The organism is Flavobacterium saliperosum, from assembly GCF_900100625.1.
In the GTDB taxonomy this organism is placed as follows: Bacteria; Bacteroidota; Bacteroidia; order Flavobacteriales; family Flavobacteriaceae; genus Flavobacterium; species Flavobacterium saliperosum.
The window spans coordinates 131,478-146,414 of sequence record NZ_FMTY01000001.1; the positions used below are offsets into that span (position 1 = coordinate 131,478).

Consider the following 14,937-nt stretch of genomic DNA (forward strand, 5'->3'; position numbering starts at 1 on the left):
AAAAAAAAGATTTATGGAAAATAAAGAAAATATACCAATTTCGATAGGGGAAAATATTTCCTATTTATATTATTTCTATCATTACTTATTTAAAAAAGAAACCAAAGAGTTGATAAAAGTAGGAGTAGTTAATTTTTTATTAGGTCTATTTCCCATCCTTCTTGTGATACTTTTTCATGTAAGAAAATTAACGAACGAAGAGCAGGTTCAGTTTTATGGAGATGGAAGTATGATAATTTTTTGTTTTGGTGTATTAGTTTCTTTTGTTTCATATAATTTTTCTGAATCCTATAGAGAAATGAAAGAATCAGAATTTAAAAATAAACAAACTAATAAGATTTTACTTTTTGCACTTTGTTTCATTTACTATTTCATTTCTTATAAAATATTTGAAATGGCTCAGCTTAATTTCTCTAGAACTTGGGGTTTTATTTATTGTGTTAATGGTATTTCGTTTATCTTCATCGCAATTGCTTTTTTATTAGTAATCTACTTGAACTTTTCAGACAAGTTTGATTATTCCAAAATTCAACCATATAAAGAAAGTATTATGGCGGAGAAAATGGCAAAAAAAGCGGCAAAGAAAAGAAGTAGTAATAAAAAAAATATTGAGTTATGAAAATTGAAGTAATAAAAGATAAAAAATATATATATCTGTTGTGCAATAAGATGACACAACCTGTTGGCGATTTATATTCCTCATCAATGGACTCTAAAGTATTAAAAGATATTTCATTCTCAAATCCAAGGGTATTAGTAGGTTTTAGTGAAACTGGGGAAGAAATTTATAGAGGAATTCAAAGAGCACTTTCACCTGAAAGGGTTAAAGAAATAAAGAAATATGTTAATGAATATGAATATTCAACATTTCCATCTTCAATAATCTTGAATTTTCCTCACGAAAAAGTAGATATTTATGATGTAGATATTAGTTTAAATGTAACCAGTAGCATAGAAGATATAAATTATCCGATTGATCTGAAAAATAAAAAAATTGATAATTTTTCTAAAATGGTATTGCTAGTATTTCCATATGAAGAATCAATAGCTCAAATTATTGATGGACAACATAGAATGTCAGGATTTGAAGACGATTGCAAGATTGATTTTGATTTGCCTATTACAATTTTCATAGATCAATCGGTTGAACAACAAGCAGAAATATTTTCTACTATTAATGGTAAACAAACGAGGGTTACACCATCTCTTGTATATGAATTATTTGGTATAAATGAAAGACCATCACCTTATAAAACAGCCCACAATATTGTAGTTGCATTAAATAATAGTGAAGAATCCCCTCTGAAAAACTGGTTTAAAAGATTAGGAAAATCTAATAAATATTATGAAGGTTATATTACCCAAAGCACTGCTAATCAAAATATTTTAAAAATATTATGTGGAAATGCTAAACAAGTAGATGAAGACATGAGGGTTTTGTCTCGAGGAGAAAAATTATCAATGGAAACAAAGTTTTCAAGTAAACTTCCAGTTTTACGAGAATTCTATATTGACAATGATGAAATCACAATAATTAAAATTTTATTTAACTTCTTTAATGCTGTAAAAGAATGTCTTCCAGATGAATGGAATAAAAAAGATTCAATTTTTAAAAAAACAATTGGTTTTGTAGCATTATTTAAAGTATTAAATGATTTGATTCCTTTAGGATTAAATGAGAAAAAATTATCTAAAGAATTCTTTATTTCAATTTTGAATAATATTTCAATTGATTCAAACATTACCATTAGTAGTAAAGGAGTGAACGAATTATATTTTCAATTTAAAGAATTTTATAACGAAAAAGTTGAAAATTTGAATGGTTGATTTGGAAAAAGAAATAATCAAAGTTTTTCAAAGTACCACCAATAGTTATAAATATTATTGGTGGTATGCTATTTTACAATTAGTCAAAAAGAAAGGAAATCAGAAGTTTAATTTAGAGGAAATTGCTTTACAAATGATGGTTTTGGCCTGGTATCCTGTAAATTATTATAAATTATCCTTAGGTAAACAGGACCAATTAGCTACTTATATAAAAAAACTTAAAAGTCAATTCTCAGAACTTAAGGAAGATATGAAAGAAGAGGAATTATTTCTTTTTCTTCATGAAAATAAAAATCACAAGGTTTTAAAAGGAATAATTAATAAATTAACAAAGTATGTTCCTTATCGCTTTATTAGACCTTGGTTTGATGAAAGTATCGGCATTGATGATGACAAGGTAAATAGTTTGATTATTTCGTTACAAAACAGCCCTAACAAATATTTACCTTATAAGATAAATTTAGAAACAAATCAGATTTGTTTAGATTCGAAATGGTTGGACTGGATTTACTCAAACATTAGAATTATCGAGAGCTTTACTCTATATGAGTTATTTAAGTATGTAGAGAAGAATAATCCTTATGTAACGAATATTTCATTAAAACTGTTTAAACCTCAGACAAGAAAATTGGCAGAGCCAACCAAATTATGGAAAAAATTTATTGAGATTAAAGGACAAGAACAACTATCTATTTTTGAAAAAAAACCTTTATTACATCTTAATAAAATAGCTATCGATCATTATTTGCCGTGGTCTTTAGTAACACATGATAAATTGTGGAATCTTCACCCAATTGAGCAAGAAGTGAACAGTTCAAAAGGAAATAAAATTGCAGATAGTAAATACCTTGAGGATTTTACGTATTTACAATTTCATTTTGTACATCATATTTCTAATGACAATCAAAAATATTTAGAAGATTATATTACTTTATTTTCAATTAGCAAGAGTGAACTTTTAAATATTCCTAATCGAAAATTTACTGAATTATTAAGTAACAAAATTAGAATAGAAACAGAGCTTGCAACTAATTTAGGATATTACACTAAATGGTCATACTTAATCCTAGATTAATCTTTTCAGTCAAAAAATCAAAACCATCTATATTCGAAAGACTATTAACTTCTTCATTTAAAAGTTGTAAACCATCATCTACATGCATTTTTATGTAGCGGCCAATGTCTTTATCGGTTTTGTATAGACCATAGTGTACACAAAGCATACCAAGATAGATATCATAGTATTCTCCAAAAAGAACCGATTTAGAATATTCTTTTCCTCCGGCATCTTTGATGTCATTTAAATCTAGTTTTTTATCTTGAGAAAGAGAGTATGTATAGGCAATTCTTGCAATCACATTTTCAGTTCCTAAGCCCAATTTACGAGTTAACAAGGCAACCACCTCTTTATTTTCCTTACTGGTTTTAATTTGCGTAAACATCTTGCTCTTGTTTTAAATGTGTAAATAATTGGTCTACTGCAAATGGTTTAAAGCTTGAACCGTTATTGTTGTTCTCGATAACAAAAACCTTATTTACGTTTGGTTTTAAATAATCATATTCCAATTCAGACAATTCCTTTTCTAACAATGGGAATAATACCACTTGCTCTGAAATTGCCGGATAAAATTCTTTAATGATATTTTTAGAATGGTATTTGTCGAATTTCTGTAATGGGCTATCAATAAACACCGGGAACTTAATTCCTGATTCGTCCACTAAGGCTTTTAATAAAGCAGTAGCGTATAATTGCTGCTCTCCTTTGGACAATGAATCTTTATCAATGATTTGGTCATTCTTATCCAACAAATCAATATCCATCACATCATCAACCACATTGACACGAATGTTGTGGATAAAGTCATTTTTATGCATGATTTTTTTCAAACCAAGCATAATGGATTTTTGAAGAGAGTATTTTTTGTCTTCTTTAATTTTTTGAATAATCGTATTGATTTTTATTAAAAGCTTTTCGGTTACTTCGTATTTCTTTTGGTCCGTTTCTACCAATTTGAAATTCTTCTCGTATTCAGACAATACTTTTCTTGTTGAAGTTAATCTGGTATTTAGAACATCTATTGCTTCAATCAATTTTCCTTTGTCAAGGTTTAAAACGGTGATTTTATTCTCCAATTCTATTTTCTCTTCACGTAGCTTTTGCGCTAAAGGATTATCTTTTCTAGCTTCTGCTTGTTTAATTTGTTGGTAGACTTTAGAAAGATACATTCTATTGTTTTTCTCTTCCTGAACCACTGCATTAAACTGACTTGAAAAAGCTCCTTTTATGTTATTGAAAACAGCCTCAAAGTTTCGGAATTGTTCTTGAGTAAAGTCCAAAAGTATTGTGCCGGAATTTGATTTCTCTTTACTAATTTCTTTTTCTGATAATGTTTTACTTAAAGCTTCAGCTACTTTTGATTTTGAAGCGGGATCTAAACTTAAAGATTCAAGATTTTTCAATAACGCAGTTGAAAACGAATTTAATTCGTTAATCAAAAAGGTCTTATCAACTGATTTAGTATTTGAATTTTGTTCAAAAATTAATTGCCCATTTAACTGTGCTAATTTCTTTCCTGCAATCACTAATGGGGCTATATCCATTAATTTTTTCAGCTTGTTTTTTATTTCAACGGATTCCTGCTTTAAGGTATCTCTTTCAGACTTCATTTTTTGTAGTTCTTCCAAAGTGATGCCGTTACCCTCACGAATCAATTTTTCCTGAAGACTGTCGCTATTTATTCTGTGATTGGTAATTTCACGATCAATATTCGCTTGCTTTTCAATATTAAAATCAATTAACTCCGTTAGTTCAGTTTCAGTATCTGCAAGCTCGAATAATTTAGTTTGTTGCAATGGAGAAGCACCGCTTCTTCTAAGCTTCGTTAGTAATGTTTCTAGATTCTTTTTTAAATCTTCGTATTTCTTAATTCCTAAAACTTCTGAGTATGCTTTACTAAGATTTTTTAATTCGGATTTTGATTTGGCTTCTGCAAGAGAAACTATTTTTTCTGCATCAAAAAAGAAGAATTTGGCAATTTCACGGGGTAAAATAAAATCATTGATAAAGACTTCAAAACCAACTTCTTTGGTTAATTCATTTTCCAGACCATCAATCGTGATTTTTAAATCTTCCACATCTGTTTTTAAATCGTAAGATCTTTTTATCACAACTGATTTACACGGGATAGAAGGAATAAGTATGTCTTTTAATTCAATTTCAACAGAAAGAACAGGGTTAATTTTACTATTGTTTTCATAATCCGTTTTTACCTCTCTGTTTAGAAGTGTTTTGATAAACTTTTCGTACCCTCCGGCATTCTTGATGTCTTTTTTATATTTATCCTCAACCTCGCTCATCATTTTACCGTAGAAGACCCAAATGAGAGACGTCAAAAAAGTGGTCTTACCAAAACCGTTCTTACCGGCTATGATACTTATGTTTTTAGATGCATTCGGAGCAAAAAGTATTTCGTTTTCTCCTTTGTAAATTCTGAAGTTCTGGAACTTTATTTTATTTATTTTCATAGTCCATTCTCATTTACAAAATTTTCAATTCTTTTCTCAACATCATTATGAAGACCATATTTAGTAATCATCAATGTTTTGGTTTCCTGTAAAGCAATTAAATTATCAATTAAATGATAATAACTTGGCTCTTCTTCACAAACCTCCCTCAAGATTCTACGCTCTGTGTCATCAAGCGATTTGATGTTGTTGGTACTAATCTCTTTGTTGTAAATTTCCTTATATAAGTCACCTACAGTATGGTCAAAATACCCGTCTCTATTCCAAGTTACTTGAATAGCAATCAACTCTTGATTATTAATTAATGTAATGTGTGGTCTCTCTTTTTGAACTTCCTTTTGGACCTGTAATAAATCTTTTAAAATTTGATATCTGTATTCCGAAGTATATGTCCCATTATTTGTTCCGTCTTCTCGAACAGCAACTTGATTGTTTCTTCTAACATCCATTCTGTTCTCAGAAATGTTTCTGCCTTCAACTAATCTGTTTCTAAATGCCAATAAAGGTTCCATCCAGTTTTGACCATTATTCACTAATGATGACATTGATTTGTCATTTTTCACAACAGTGCAGGTCCAGCAACCGAAACGGCTTTGTCCGCATGAATTATGTTCCTTGTTTACAACAACTGTAGGGCATTCATAATCATCTGCACTAGCATCCGCATATATTTTGAAAAGAATAGAATTATCAAACCCCCAAGGGGATTTCACTGTATTAATGATATACCAAATTTCATCAACAATCATTTCTTTGATTGGTGCATAAGTATAAGTATTGATAGATGTTTGATGTTTGGACAATCTTTTGCCTGTCACTTCGTGTCGTCGTATTGATCTTTCACGTGTAGCACTTTCATCATATCTTGTTCCAAGTAAAACAATCGCTTCTCCCATTTGGTCAACTTGTTCAACCAAAAAATTAGAAGTAGGTCGTATTTTTAGTTTATCTGTGCACCATCTGAAAGCACTGTTTGGAACTGGATATCCTTTTCCAATTACGTTGATCCAAAAAGTTTCTTCGAGCTTTGGAGTTGTTTTTTGAACAAATATTGGTAAGTCTTGATCTCTTGCTGCTTCGCTAATTTTTGCAAGGACATCTTCAACGTAATTTGCGATAATGGGATTTTCTACCATTGTGTCATTGCAAACCACATAAACTTTTCTTTTTAATTGGAAAGGGTAAGGTAAATCTTGTCTGATTCTTTGAAGCGCAATCCAAACAAGCGTCAACAAAACAGTTGAGTCTTTACCACCGCTGAAACCTATTATCCAAGGTCTATCTGACTTATCAGCATAGGCATATTGGTCAATAATCTCTGCTATTATTCCTTCAACTTTTTTATTTTTCATTATCATTTTGGTACGAATAAATTTATGCAACTAATAAAATTTTGCACGTGTTGCAAATTTATAACTTAATATACTAGTTTTTGCAATTTGACTATTTATATTAAGGGGATGTTTTCCAATTATTATCAACATATATATAATTTAAAACAAAACATTTCTTTATGATAAAATATCATCAATTAGACATGAACGTTTAAACCCAACATAGTCTGAATACATAATATTTTTAACATCTTTTTCATTCTGATTCAAATATCTACAAATTGTTCCGTCATTTTTACCCAATGAACCTTTTATCTCTTTATTACAATCAAAATTCCAAGCAATTCCGTTTGTCAATTCTCTTCCTCTGCATCTTGCATTCAAGTTTGGCATATGACCTTTCTGCTTAATAATTTCATTAATAATGTTTTTAAACTCATTTGTATTCTTTTCTATAATTTTTATTCTCTTCATAATTTATTTTTATTAGAAGATTATATAAATGAGTTTTAAAAAGTTTAGTTTTTTTTTCAAAAAAATGTATCAAAACAAAACTGTATTAAAATAAGTCTACTACATTTAAAATAGCACATGTAAAATTGTATCACCTTTAGTCTTTGATTTATTTTGTTAAGTCACGAAAATGCTGTAATTTCTGGTAATAAATGATTTTGATATGGAAAAAGCGATAATTATAGCCCGATGCTCAACGAACGAAAACAAACAGGATGTCAGCCGTCAGAGTAAAGAACTGAGAAAGGTTTACGGTGGTCAATATGAAATCGTAAAGGAATTTACTTATTACAAAAGCGGAACAGCGAATGATGATATAAATGATGAAATCTTAGATTTTGCAATAAAGAACAACATAAGACATATTATCGCATTGGAGATTTCCCGTATATCCAGAAAGATATCATCGTTTGCATTGTTTTTAGAAAAGTGCAACGAACACAAAATCAATATTATTATTGATAACTTTAAACTTCATACCCTCCTACCGTCAGGCGAAACTAACAGTATGGTTCAAACCATGTTGTCAATTGCATCAACTTTTGCCAATCTGGAGCTTAGCCTGATAAAGGAGAGATTAAATTCCGGAAGATCTAAATTTATTAATGAAGGCGGAAAACTCGGAAGAAAAGTTGGCTACCGAAAAAGTAATGAAGCTTTTATTGAAGAAAACAAAGATGTGATAAAGTTTCTAAGACAAGAGCAATCAATCAGAAATATTATGAAACTAACCGGCAAATCTTGCGGAACGATTCAAAAAGTTAAAAGATTAGTTGCCTAATCTCTTAAATGTGAAATCACGAAATCTATTTCAGGATATTTTTCTTTACAGTATTCGAGAACTAAACCTGCCACCTCTTCTTTTACAATAAGGCAGTCATGGATTGGTAAAGCAAAATCGACCGGTATATTATTCAAAAGATCGTCAATCCAGATTTTACTTTCGATTTTCTGAAAATTATGCGATGAATTTTTATAATTATCCTTTTTAAGGCTTTTCAGAAAAAAACTCGCTTTGGGGAAAAGATGATAGATTTCACTATTTGGAACATAGCCATTTCCATTCAAAAAATACATGAATATTTCTTTAGCTTCTTCGCGTGATTTTAATTTTAATTTATCCACTAAATAATTATAAAAGTCATTTTCAAAAGCCTCCTCGTAATTCAGATCCTCAATTTTATTTTTTCTTAATTCCAGTAAAAGCAGTTTAGGCTGAGAAGCTTTGGCATCAATTAAACATAACCCTCGGTTTTTGAGTTCATTTTTATAATTTTGAATGAGGCCGTAATAAACCCTTCTTCCGAAAGCTACTCTGCTTACTTTGTAATCATAACCTAACTCTTTTAGGGATTGTTTAATTATTTCAAACCATCGGCACGAACGATTGTTTTCAAAATCAATTTCTTTAACCTGCCCCATTTCAATGTCAATTAAAAACTTATAGCGCATACAGATTCCTTTCTCTACATTATAACGTCTTCTTTTCACTCGTTCCAAAGTGATTGGATGAAAATCGTAATAATGTTCAAAATCAATAATTCCGTTTGCAATAAAAGTATCAATTATTGTGTGGTATCTTCTATTTACACTTTGCAAATACTTTGACGGAAGCGGAAAGAATCCGTTTTTATCGGCTAAAATTTCCATTTTACAAATCGCTGCAAATAACTTATAAGCACTTCTTTGCTTGGCTTTATTCCCTATTTTTAAAATAACCTTCTCAACTTCATCCGGCACAACCAACTTCATAACCCATTCTTTCTTTTGAGTTATAGTCAAAAACTGAAAAAAGTTGATTCTTTCGGGAATAAAAAAACCGGAGCATTACTCCGGCAGATAAATCTGAAATTATTTTACTTTCGCTTTTTTAGAAGCCTGGCAACTGCTTAATTTAGCCATTATATCACTTTTGTTGTAATATACCCGACGGCCAATTTTCTGCGCCGGTAATTCACCACTCTTATTCCAATTGTGCAGCGTTGTGTCGGAGACACCCAGAAACTTCTCAACTTCTTCGCGACTCATCAGCTTAGTTTCCTTTTTCAGTTGTTTTCGTATTTTCTTTTTTTCAGTTTTTCTTTCATTTAAAACTTCCTCAACAGCTTTTTTAATCAAGCCGCTTAATTGTTCAACATTAAGTTGAACTATCATATTATTTTCCATGTTATATAAATTTAAATGTTATATGAAACGTTTTAAAAAAGTTCAGATTAAAAAAAAAAAAAGAAATGGGAAAACTTAAAGTTAATATATACCCTAAAAAGAAATCATGATTATAACATCATTTTCCGTGATAAATTGCGAAGGCGATATTTTTGCAATACACTTTCATAAAAACAAAATAACAGGACAAGCCCTTTTAGAGGACGGTTCCGGAAAGATCACTTTTGTCATTCAGAAATTCGAAATCATCAAATATTTATTTTCCGAAATAACACTTGAAGACATTATCCGGAAAAGTTCAATCAAAGAAGTTGAGTTATACCATTACAACACCAGATCAACATCAACCATTAATAAAAAAACAGTGGGAGAATTAGCATGCGGGAAAAGCTTATTTAACGATCTTCCCAACCCAATGAAACTGAACTTTAAAAAAAGGGTTGAACTAGCTGTTCGGGCAAACTTTGCTGCGCTTGATTTTCAAAAAATATGGCATTTGGTAAAACACTGTTTCTTACTGAAAGAAAAGTACGAACTATTGGTTTTTACGTTCGGTGAAAATCATTCCGTGGCTGAAAAATGCAAAAAACAATATATTGATTTAAGGAATTTTTTATCCGAAAACGAAATCCCGATTGAATTTGTAAATAAAGACGAAATTGAAAGTCTTAAATTAGAAAAAGCAGATCTGGATGTGGAATGCGGTTTAAATCTTCATAAAATTGGCCAAAAGGATATTATGGATATTACAAACATCGAAATGAATTATCTGGTTTATCATCTGTCTGATCTGATAGCTGATTTGAGATATTCCCCGCGATTTTGGACTAAAAAGGCAAAACTTAAATACATTAAGGAATACCAAGATCATTATATACCTTTCAAACGTCAGATTACTATCGATGCCATTTTAAAATAACAAGCCTCTGTTATGAGGCTTGTTTTAATATCCATTTTGAAATAATATTATCCAAAGACTGTTCCTGTTTAGCCGATATACTGCCGAAAACATCAAATGTTGATTTCACGGAACTAAAAAATCCAGGATCAAATTTTGAATTAGACCCGGTTTTAATCCAGTCTTCAATCTTATTAAATTTTTTAATAAGCGCTGCATTTTCAGAAGAAAAGTATCTGATAAATCTGTCATTGATTTCTTTTTTCTTCTCTAATTCATGCTTATAAGTGCATCTTTTTTTACTGACTTTTGTATAAAAGTCAAAATCGTTTTTTTCCAGAACAATATTTCTTTTTCGGATAAAATCCAAAGCTCTGCCGCCTATATTTTTTGAGTTATCTTTTTTCAGTCTGAGAATTGAAGCTAAAATTTCATCCCCTTCTTTTATACCCATAAAATTTTTTACACAACAATTCCCTACCTCAGTAGTTGTTCCGTTTTTTAAATTCTTTATCACACAAACATTTTTAATCGGATGATTACAAAGACATCTGCTGTTATCCCTCTGAAAAACGAAATTAAAACTCCATTCATTAATTGCCGTTACCAAATCCTGCGACACACTTTTCTCTAATACTCTTCTTTTTAAAAGCTCTTTCATTATATATTTTTTTAAATGTTATTAGAGCTTATATGAAGGAGTAAAAAAAAGTTTAAAAAAAATTAAAAAAATATTTTTTTTAGTAGATATAAAAAAGTAATTAAGATAGAATCATTCTATTGTTGCTCACTTTTAGTTTTATGAACAAATTCCTTCTTAAAACAAAAACAAACAGATTACTGATTAGTATAAAAAGCATCGCTATTGATAAATATCACTCTGAAAATCACTAAAAACAGTGAGTCAAAATACCTGATTTTAGTGATTACTGTTTAAAAATGAATAGCCGACATTTGTCGGATTAGACTTTGAAGAAACAATATTGTTGAAAAAATAAAAAACAAACAATTACAGCATGCGTCTGAATCGTTATTTTTGATTTTTTAATCTTTTTCTTATTCTTAAAATTTATTCCTTATGCTAAATGTTATTTGTGCAATAATTTTCTTCGACGAAAAAATATTAGTTGTTCAAAGAAGTGACAAAATGAAATTACCTTTAAAATGGGAATTTCCAGGAGGAAAACTAGAAGATGGAGAAAGTGAATCGGATTGTATCCAACGTGAAATAATGGAAGAAATTAATATCGAAATTGATGTAATTCGCAAGATTTCAAACAGTATTTATGATTATGGGGATTTTAAAATTAATTTAATTCCTTTTATAGCCCGTTATGCATCAGGGGAAATCCAATTAGCAGAACATAATGATTATAAACTTTTATCCAAATCAGATTTACTAAATTTAGATTGGGCTGAAGCCGATTTGCCGATTGTTGCTGAACTTTTAAAAATGGAACAACTATGAATCAAGGCATTTATGAAGAACTGGTAACAAAACTAGTAAATACCAAAATTGCTGAATTGGATAAAAATGCTTTTCAAATTAAAACAACAATAATTGACAAAGCAGAAGCAGCTCAATTACTATCTCAACATATTGGCAACACCATAAAACATGCATTTAGTTTCATTAAAGGAGATGACATTGTCGAGAAACAAATTGATGTTGCGAATAAAATTATTTTGTTTTTAAAAGAAGAATTAAACAAAGAAGAGTTTGAAAATGATTTAATTGAAACTGAAGGTAAAATCCTAAAAGCAGTATTTACGAAGGTTGATAATCATTTCACGGATTTAGATTTACGTCTTAAAGAAATAACTCCCTATACAAGATTAATTCATAGCGAACTTTTCACTGGCGGGAATTCAGGCACAACGCTTGAAAGCGAACTAAGAAAAGAAATTCTTTCTTCAGACAGGGTTGATTTGTTAGTATCATTTATTAAGTGGAAAGGTATAAGAATTTTAGAAAAAGAGTTAGTAGAATTTACTGAACGAGGAGGTATCTTGCGTGTTATAACGACTACATACGTTGGAGCTACGGATGCTAAAGCCGTGGAATTTTTAGCCTCTTTAAAAAACAGCCAAATCAAGGTTTCTTACAATACAGGTAATGAACGACTACATGCCAAAGCCTACTTATTTGAAAGAAATACTGGTTTTCATACGGGCTATATTGGTTCTTCTAATTTTTCACGTTCTGCGTTAACGGATGGATTAGAGTGGAATCTCAAGATTACTACAAAAGAAGTAAGTCATATTATCGATAAGTTTCGCAAAACATTTGAGTCTTATTGGCAAAATTCAGACTTTGAGCTATTTGATCCTTTAAGACATACCACAAAACTTGTAAAAGCACTTAATGAGGGTAAATTTTCAAAAGCAGTTCAATCCAACACTTCTTTTTTTGATATTAAACCTTTTCCATATCAAAACGAAATTTTAGAAAAATTAGAAGTGGAACGATCAATTCATGGAAGAAATAAAAATTTAGTTGTTGCTGCAACAGGCACCGGAAAAACAGTTATTTCCGCATTTGATTATAAAAATTTTAGAAGAAATAATCCGTCATCAAAGTTATTGTTTATTGCGCATCGAAAAGAGATTTTACTGCAAGCAAGAGCTACTTTTCAAGGTGTTTTACAAGATAACAATTTTGGAGATTTATGGGTAGATGGTTTAGAACCATCAAATAATGAATATGTATTTGCATCCGTACAAACATTGAATAATAAATTAAATAATCTGAAACTCTCCCCTGAATACTATGATTTTATAGTTCTCGACGAAGCGCATCATATTTCTGCAACATCTTACAGGCCTATTTTAAATTATTTTACCCCAAAAGTCCTTTTAGGGCTCACCGCCACACCTGAACGTATGGATGGCGAAAATATCTTAGCGGATTTTTGTAATCGAGTTGCTGCAGAGATTAGACTTCCAGAGGCGTTAAATAAAAAACTACTATGCCCTTTTCAATATTTTGGAATTACTGATAGTATTGATTTAACAAACGTTAAATGGGAAAAAGGCAAATATGTTGCTAGTGAATTAACTAATCTTTATACCAAGAATGATTCACGAGTTGGTCAAATTATTAAAAATCTTCAAAAATATACCACAGATTTAAGTGATGTTTGTGCCCTTGGATTTTGCGTAACTATCGAACATGCTATTTTTATGGCTGAAAAGTTTAGTCTTGCTGGCCTTAAAGCAGCCTATTTAACTGGTAATAATTCTAACGAAAGAGAACAGCTAAGATCACAATTAAAAAAGAAAGAAATCAACTATTTGTTTGTTGTTGATATTTTTAATGAAGGGGTTGATATTCCCGAAATCGATACTGTTTTATTTTTACGTCCAACAGAAAGTTTAACCATATTTTTACAGCAATTAGGCCGTGGGCTTCGTTTAGCAGAAGGTAAAGACTGTTTGACTGTTCTTGATTTTGTTGGAAATGCCAGACCGGAATATGACTTTGAAAGTAAGTTTAGAGCCTTAATTGGAAAAACAACTACTTCGGTTCAAAAGGAAATTGAAGATGATTTTCCACATTTACCATTGGGCTGTTCTATTGTACTGGAGAAGAAGGCAAAAGACATTATTCTTGATAATATTAAAAAAGCTACTTCCTTAAATATAAATCAGCTTATTACCAAGATCAGAAATTTTCAACATCAATTTTCATTACCATTGACACTGAACAATTTCATAGAACTTAACCACATTTCATTAGAAACAATATATAAGAAGGATTCTTGGTCAAGATTATGTCAAAAGGCAGGTGTTATTCCTGATTTTGACAATAAAAATGAAAAACAAATATATTCAGCAATTGGAAAGAAGTGGCTATCAACCAATTCAACCAATTACTTTAATTTCATATTAAAAATTGCAAAAACTGATTTTGATGTAAAACTAGAAAACTTGAACAATAATGAAAAAACTATGTTGTTAATGCTTCATTACGACGTTTGGCAAAAAGCTGGTGAATTTTCATCTTTAGAAGAAAGTATTCGACAAATTGGTGCCAACAAGATTTTAGTAGACGAAATTAAAGAGGTATTGGAAATTTTAATTGACAGAGTCAATTTCAAGGAAATAGAAATTGAACTTCCTTACCAACAACCGTTAAAAGTTCATGGACGCTATACACGTGATCAAATATTAACTGCTTTTGGTGATAGTACTTTTGAAAAAAAATCCTCCAACAGAGAAGGTGTAGCTTACATAGAAAAAATTAATACCGAATTACTTTTTATAGATTTAATTAAATCAGAAGAAGATTATTCCCCGACAACTATGTATAACGATTATGCAATAAGTGAAATTTTATTTCATTGGCAATCCCAGAATCAAACAAGACATGATACAGGGAAAGGCATAACATATATTAATCATCAAAAACTAGGAAAGCGTATTTTATTATTTGTTAGAGAAAAAGCGACTAACGAATTTGGCAATACAATGGGATATGTTTTCATAGGAGAAGGAAATTTTGTTGAATACGAAGGCTCAAAACCTATGAGTATTAAATGGGAACTTCATGAGCCGATGCCTAATTATCTTTGGAAAGAATCCGTGAAAATGCTTATTGGATAGTTTTTCCACGGCAAAGATTGGGAAACCGAAAAACACCGGATAAAAACCAATCAGGAGTTTTGGTTTAAA

The 14,937-nt window shown here is 30.3% G+C and carries 14 protein-coding genes; 7 read left to right on the forward strand and 7 right to left on the reverse strand.

Annotation, left to right across the window (positions count from 1 at the left end):
• Window positions 1-13: 13 nt before the first annotated feature.
• From BLQ05_RS00670 to BLQ05_RS00680, 3 genes are read left to right on the forward strand one after another with little or no spacing between them, the layout of a single operon-like run.
• Window positions 14-619, forward strand: coding sequence for a hypothetical protein (locus BLQ05_RS00670; RefSeq protein ID WP_035653796.1), 606 nt, complete (start codon window positions 14-16; stop codon window positions 617-619).
• A complete protein-coding gene (locus tag BLQ05_RS00675) occupies window positions 616-1,827 on the forward strand; it encodes a DGQHR domain-containing protein (protein ID WP_023575222.1) in 1,212 nt (403 codons plus the stop codon). The genes BLQ05_RS00670 and BLQ05_RS00675 overlap by 4 nt, the downstream gene beginning before the upstream one ends.
• On the forward strand, window positions 1,820-2,902 hold the full coding sequence (locus BLQ05_RS00680; protein WP_035653798.1) for an HNH endonuclease domain-containing protein: 1,083 nt from the start codon (window positions 1,820-1,822) through the stop codon (window positions 2,900-2,902). Before BLQ05_RS00675 ends, BLQ05_RS00680 begins: the two co-directional genes overlap by 8 nt.
• On the opposite strand, the gene BLQ05_RS00685 is transcribed toward BLQ05_RS00680, so the two are convergent.
• The 4 genes from BLQ05_RS00685 to BLQ05_RS00700 all read right to left on the reverse strand — a co-directional run bounded on the left by BLQ05_RS00685 (window position 2,874) and on the right by BLQ05_RS00700 (window position 7,160).
• Window positions 2,874-3,269, reverse strand: a complete 396-nt coding sequence (locus BLQ05_RS00685; protein WP_035653799.1) for a DndE family protein — start codon at window positions 3,267-3,269, stop codon at window positions 2,874-2,876. The two genes, BLQ05_RS00680 and BLQ05_RS00685, sit on opposite strands and share 29 nt — an antisense overlap.
• On the reverse strand, window positions 3,253-5,352 hold the full coding sequence (gene dndD, locus BLQ05_RS00690) for a DNA sulfur modification protein DndD (RefSeq protein WP_051365704.1): 2,100 nt from the start codon (window positions 5,350-5,352) through the stop codon (window positions 3,253-3,255). Before dndD ends, BLQ05_RS00685 begins: the two co-directional genes overlap by 17 nt.
• A complete protein-coding gene (gene dndC / locus BLQ05_RS00695) occupies window positions 5,349-6,704 on the reverse strand; it encodes a DNA phosphorothioation system sulfurtransferase DndC (protein ID WP_023575224.1) in 1,356 nt (451 codons plus the stop codon). The genes dndD and dndC overlap by 4 nt, the downstream gene beginning before the upstream one ends.
• Before the next feature lie 159 nt (window positions 6,705-6,863).
• Window positions 6,864-7,160 carry a hypothetical protein gene (locus tag BLQ05_RS00700; RefSeq protein WP_023575225.1) on the reverse strand — a complete coding sequence of 99 codons (297 nt, stop codon included), beginning with the start codon at window positions 7,158-7,160 and terminating at the stop codon, window positions 6,864-6,866.
• Window positions 7,161-7,362: 202 nt separating this feature from the next.
• On the opposite strand from BLQ05_RS00700, the gene BLQ05_RS00705 reads away from it, so the two are divergent.
• A complete protein-coding gene (locus tag BLQ05_RS00705) occupies window positions 7,363-7,980 on the forward strand; it encodes a recombinase family protein (RefSeq protein WP_023575226.1) in 618 nt (205 codons plus the stop codon).
• On the opposite strand, the gene BLQ05_RS00710 is transcribed toward BLQ05_RS00705, so the two are convergent.
• Together BLQ05_RS00710 and BLQ05_RS00715 are read right to left on the reverse strand one after the other, a co-directional pair.
• Complete coding sequence (locus BLQ05_RS00710; RefSeq protein WP_143000888.1) at window positions 7,977-8,981, reverse strand: hypothetical protein; 1,005 nt, start codon at window positions 8,979-8,981, stop codon at window positions 7,977-7,979. The two genes, BLQ05_RS00705 and BLQ05_RS00710, sit on opposite strands and share 4 nt — an antisense overlap.
• 69 nt (window positions 8,982-9,050) lie before the next feature.
• Window positions 9,051-9,365: a helix-turn-helix transcriptional regulator gene (locus BLQ05_RS00715; RefSeq protein ID WP_023575228.1), complete on the reverse strand. Its 315-nt coding sequence runs from the start codon at window positions 9,363-9,365 to the stop codon at window positions 9,051-9,053.
• 106 nt (window positions 9,366-9,471) lie between these two features.
• On the opposite strand from BLQ05_RS00715, the gene BLQ05_RS00720 reads away from it, so the two are divergent.
• On the forward strand, window positions 9,472-10,284 hold the full coding sequence (locus BLQ05_RS00720) for a hypothetical protein (RefSeq protein ID WP_035653801.1): 813 nt from the start codon (window positions 9,472-9,474) through the stop codon (window positions 10,282-10,284).
• 10 nt (window positions 10,285-10,294) lie between these two features.
• Here the strand turns inward: BLQ05_RS00720 and BLQ05_RS00725 are convergent, their stop codons facing one another.
• Window positions 10,295-10,924 carry a hypothetical protein gene (locus BLQ05_RS00725; protein WP_023575230.1) on the reverse strand — a complete coding sequence of 210 codons (630 nt, stop codon included), beginning with the start codon at window positions 10,922-10,924 and terminating at the stop codon, window positions 10,295-10,297.
• A gap of 417 nt (window positions 10,925-11,341) precedes the next feature.
• On the opposite strand from BLQ05_RS00725, the gene BLQ05_RS00730 reads away from it, so the two are divergent.
• Window positions 11,342-11,731 (forward strand): (deoxy)nucleoside triphosphate pyrophosphohydrolase, encoded by a 390-nt coding sequence (locus tag BLQ05_RS00730; protein ID WP_023575231.1) that lies wholly within the window; start codon window positions 11,342-11,344, stop codon window positions 11,729-11,731.
• Window positions 11,728-14,868 carry a DUF3427 domain-containing protein gene (locus BLQ05_RS00735; protein ID WP_035653803.1) on the forward strand — a complete coding sequence of 1,047 codons (3,141 nt, stop codon included), beginning with the start codon at window positions 11,728-11,730 and terminating at the stop codon, window positions 14,866-14,868. The genes BLQ05_RS00730 and BLQ05_RS00735 overlap by 4 nt, the downstream gene beginning before the upstream one ends.
• Window positions 14,869-14,937 lie beyond the last annotated feature (69 nt).

Bases quoted from the DNA above. Each gene is read 5' to 3' on its own strand.
- BLQ05_RS00670 (WP_035653796.1), top strand. From the start codon at position 14: ATGGAAAATAAAGAAAATATACCAATTTCGATAGGGGAAAATATTTCC.
- BLQ05_RS00730 (WP_023575231.1), top strand. From the start codon at position 11,342: ATGCTAAATGTTATTTGTGCAATAATTTTCTTCGACGAAAAAATATTA.
- BLQ05_RS00725 (WP_023575230.1), bottom strand. From the start codon at position 10,924: ATGAAAGAGCTTTTAAAAAGAAGAGTATTAGAGAAAAGTGTGTCGCAG.
- BLQ05_RS00715 (WP_023575228.1), bottom strand. From the start codon at position 9,365: ATGGAAAATAATATGATAGTTCAACTTAATGTTGAACAATTAAGCGGC.
- BLQ05_RS00700 (WP_023575225.1), bottom strand. From the start codon at position 7,160: ATGAAGAGAATAAAAATTATAGAAAAGAATACAAATGAGTTTAAAAAC.
- BLQ05_RS00680 (WP_035653798.1), top strand. From the start codon at position 1,820: ATGGTTGATTTGGAAAAAGAAATAATCAAAGTTTTTCAAAGTACCACC.
- BLQ05_RS00675 (WP_023575222.1), top strand. From the start codon at position 616: ATGAAAATTGAAGTAATAAAAGATAAAAAATATATATATCTGTTGTGC.
- BLQ05_RS00720 (WP_035653801.1), top strand. From the start codon at position 9,472: ATGATTATAACATCATTTTCCGTGATAAATTGCGAAGGCGATATTTTT.
- BLQ05_RS00685 (WP_035653799.1), bottom strand. From the start codon at position 3,269: ATGTTTACGCAAATTAAAACCAGTAAGGAAAATAAAGAGGTGGTTGCC.
- dndD (WP_051365704.1), bottom strand. From the start codon at position 5,352: ATGAAAATAAATAAAATAAAGTTCCAGAACTTCAGAATTTACAAAGGA.
- dndC (WP_023575224.1), bottom strand. From the start codon at position 6,704: ATGAAAAATAAAAAAGTTGAAGGAATAATAGCAGAGATTATTGACCAA.
- BLQ05_RS00735 (WP_035653803.1), top strand. From the start codon at position 11,728: ATGAATCAAGGCATTTATGAAGAACTGGTAACAAAACTAGTAAATACC.
- BLQ05_RS00705 (WP_023575226.1), top strand. From the start codon at position 7,363: ATGGAAAAAGCGATAATTATAGCCCGATGCTCAACGAACGAAAACAAA.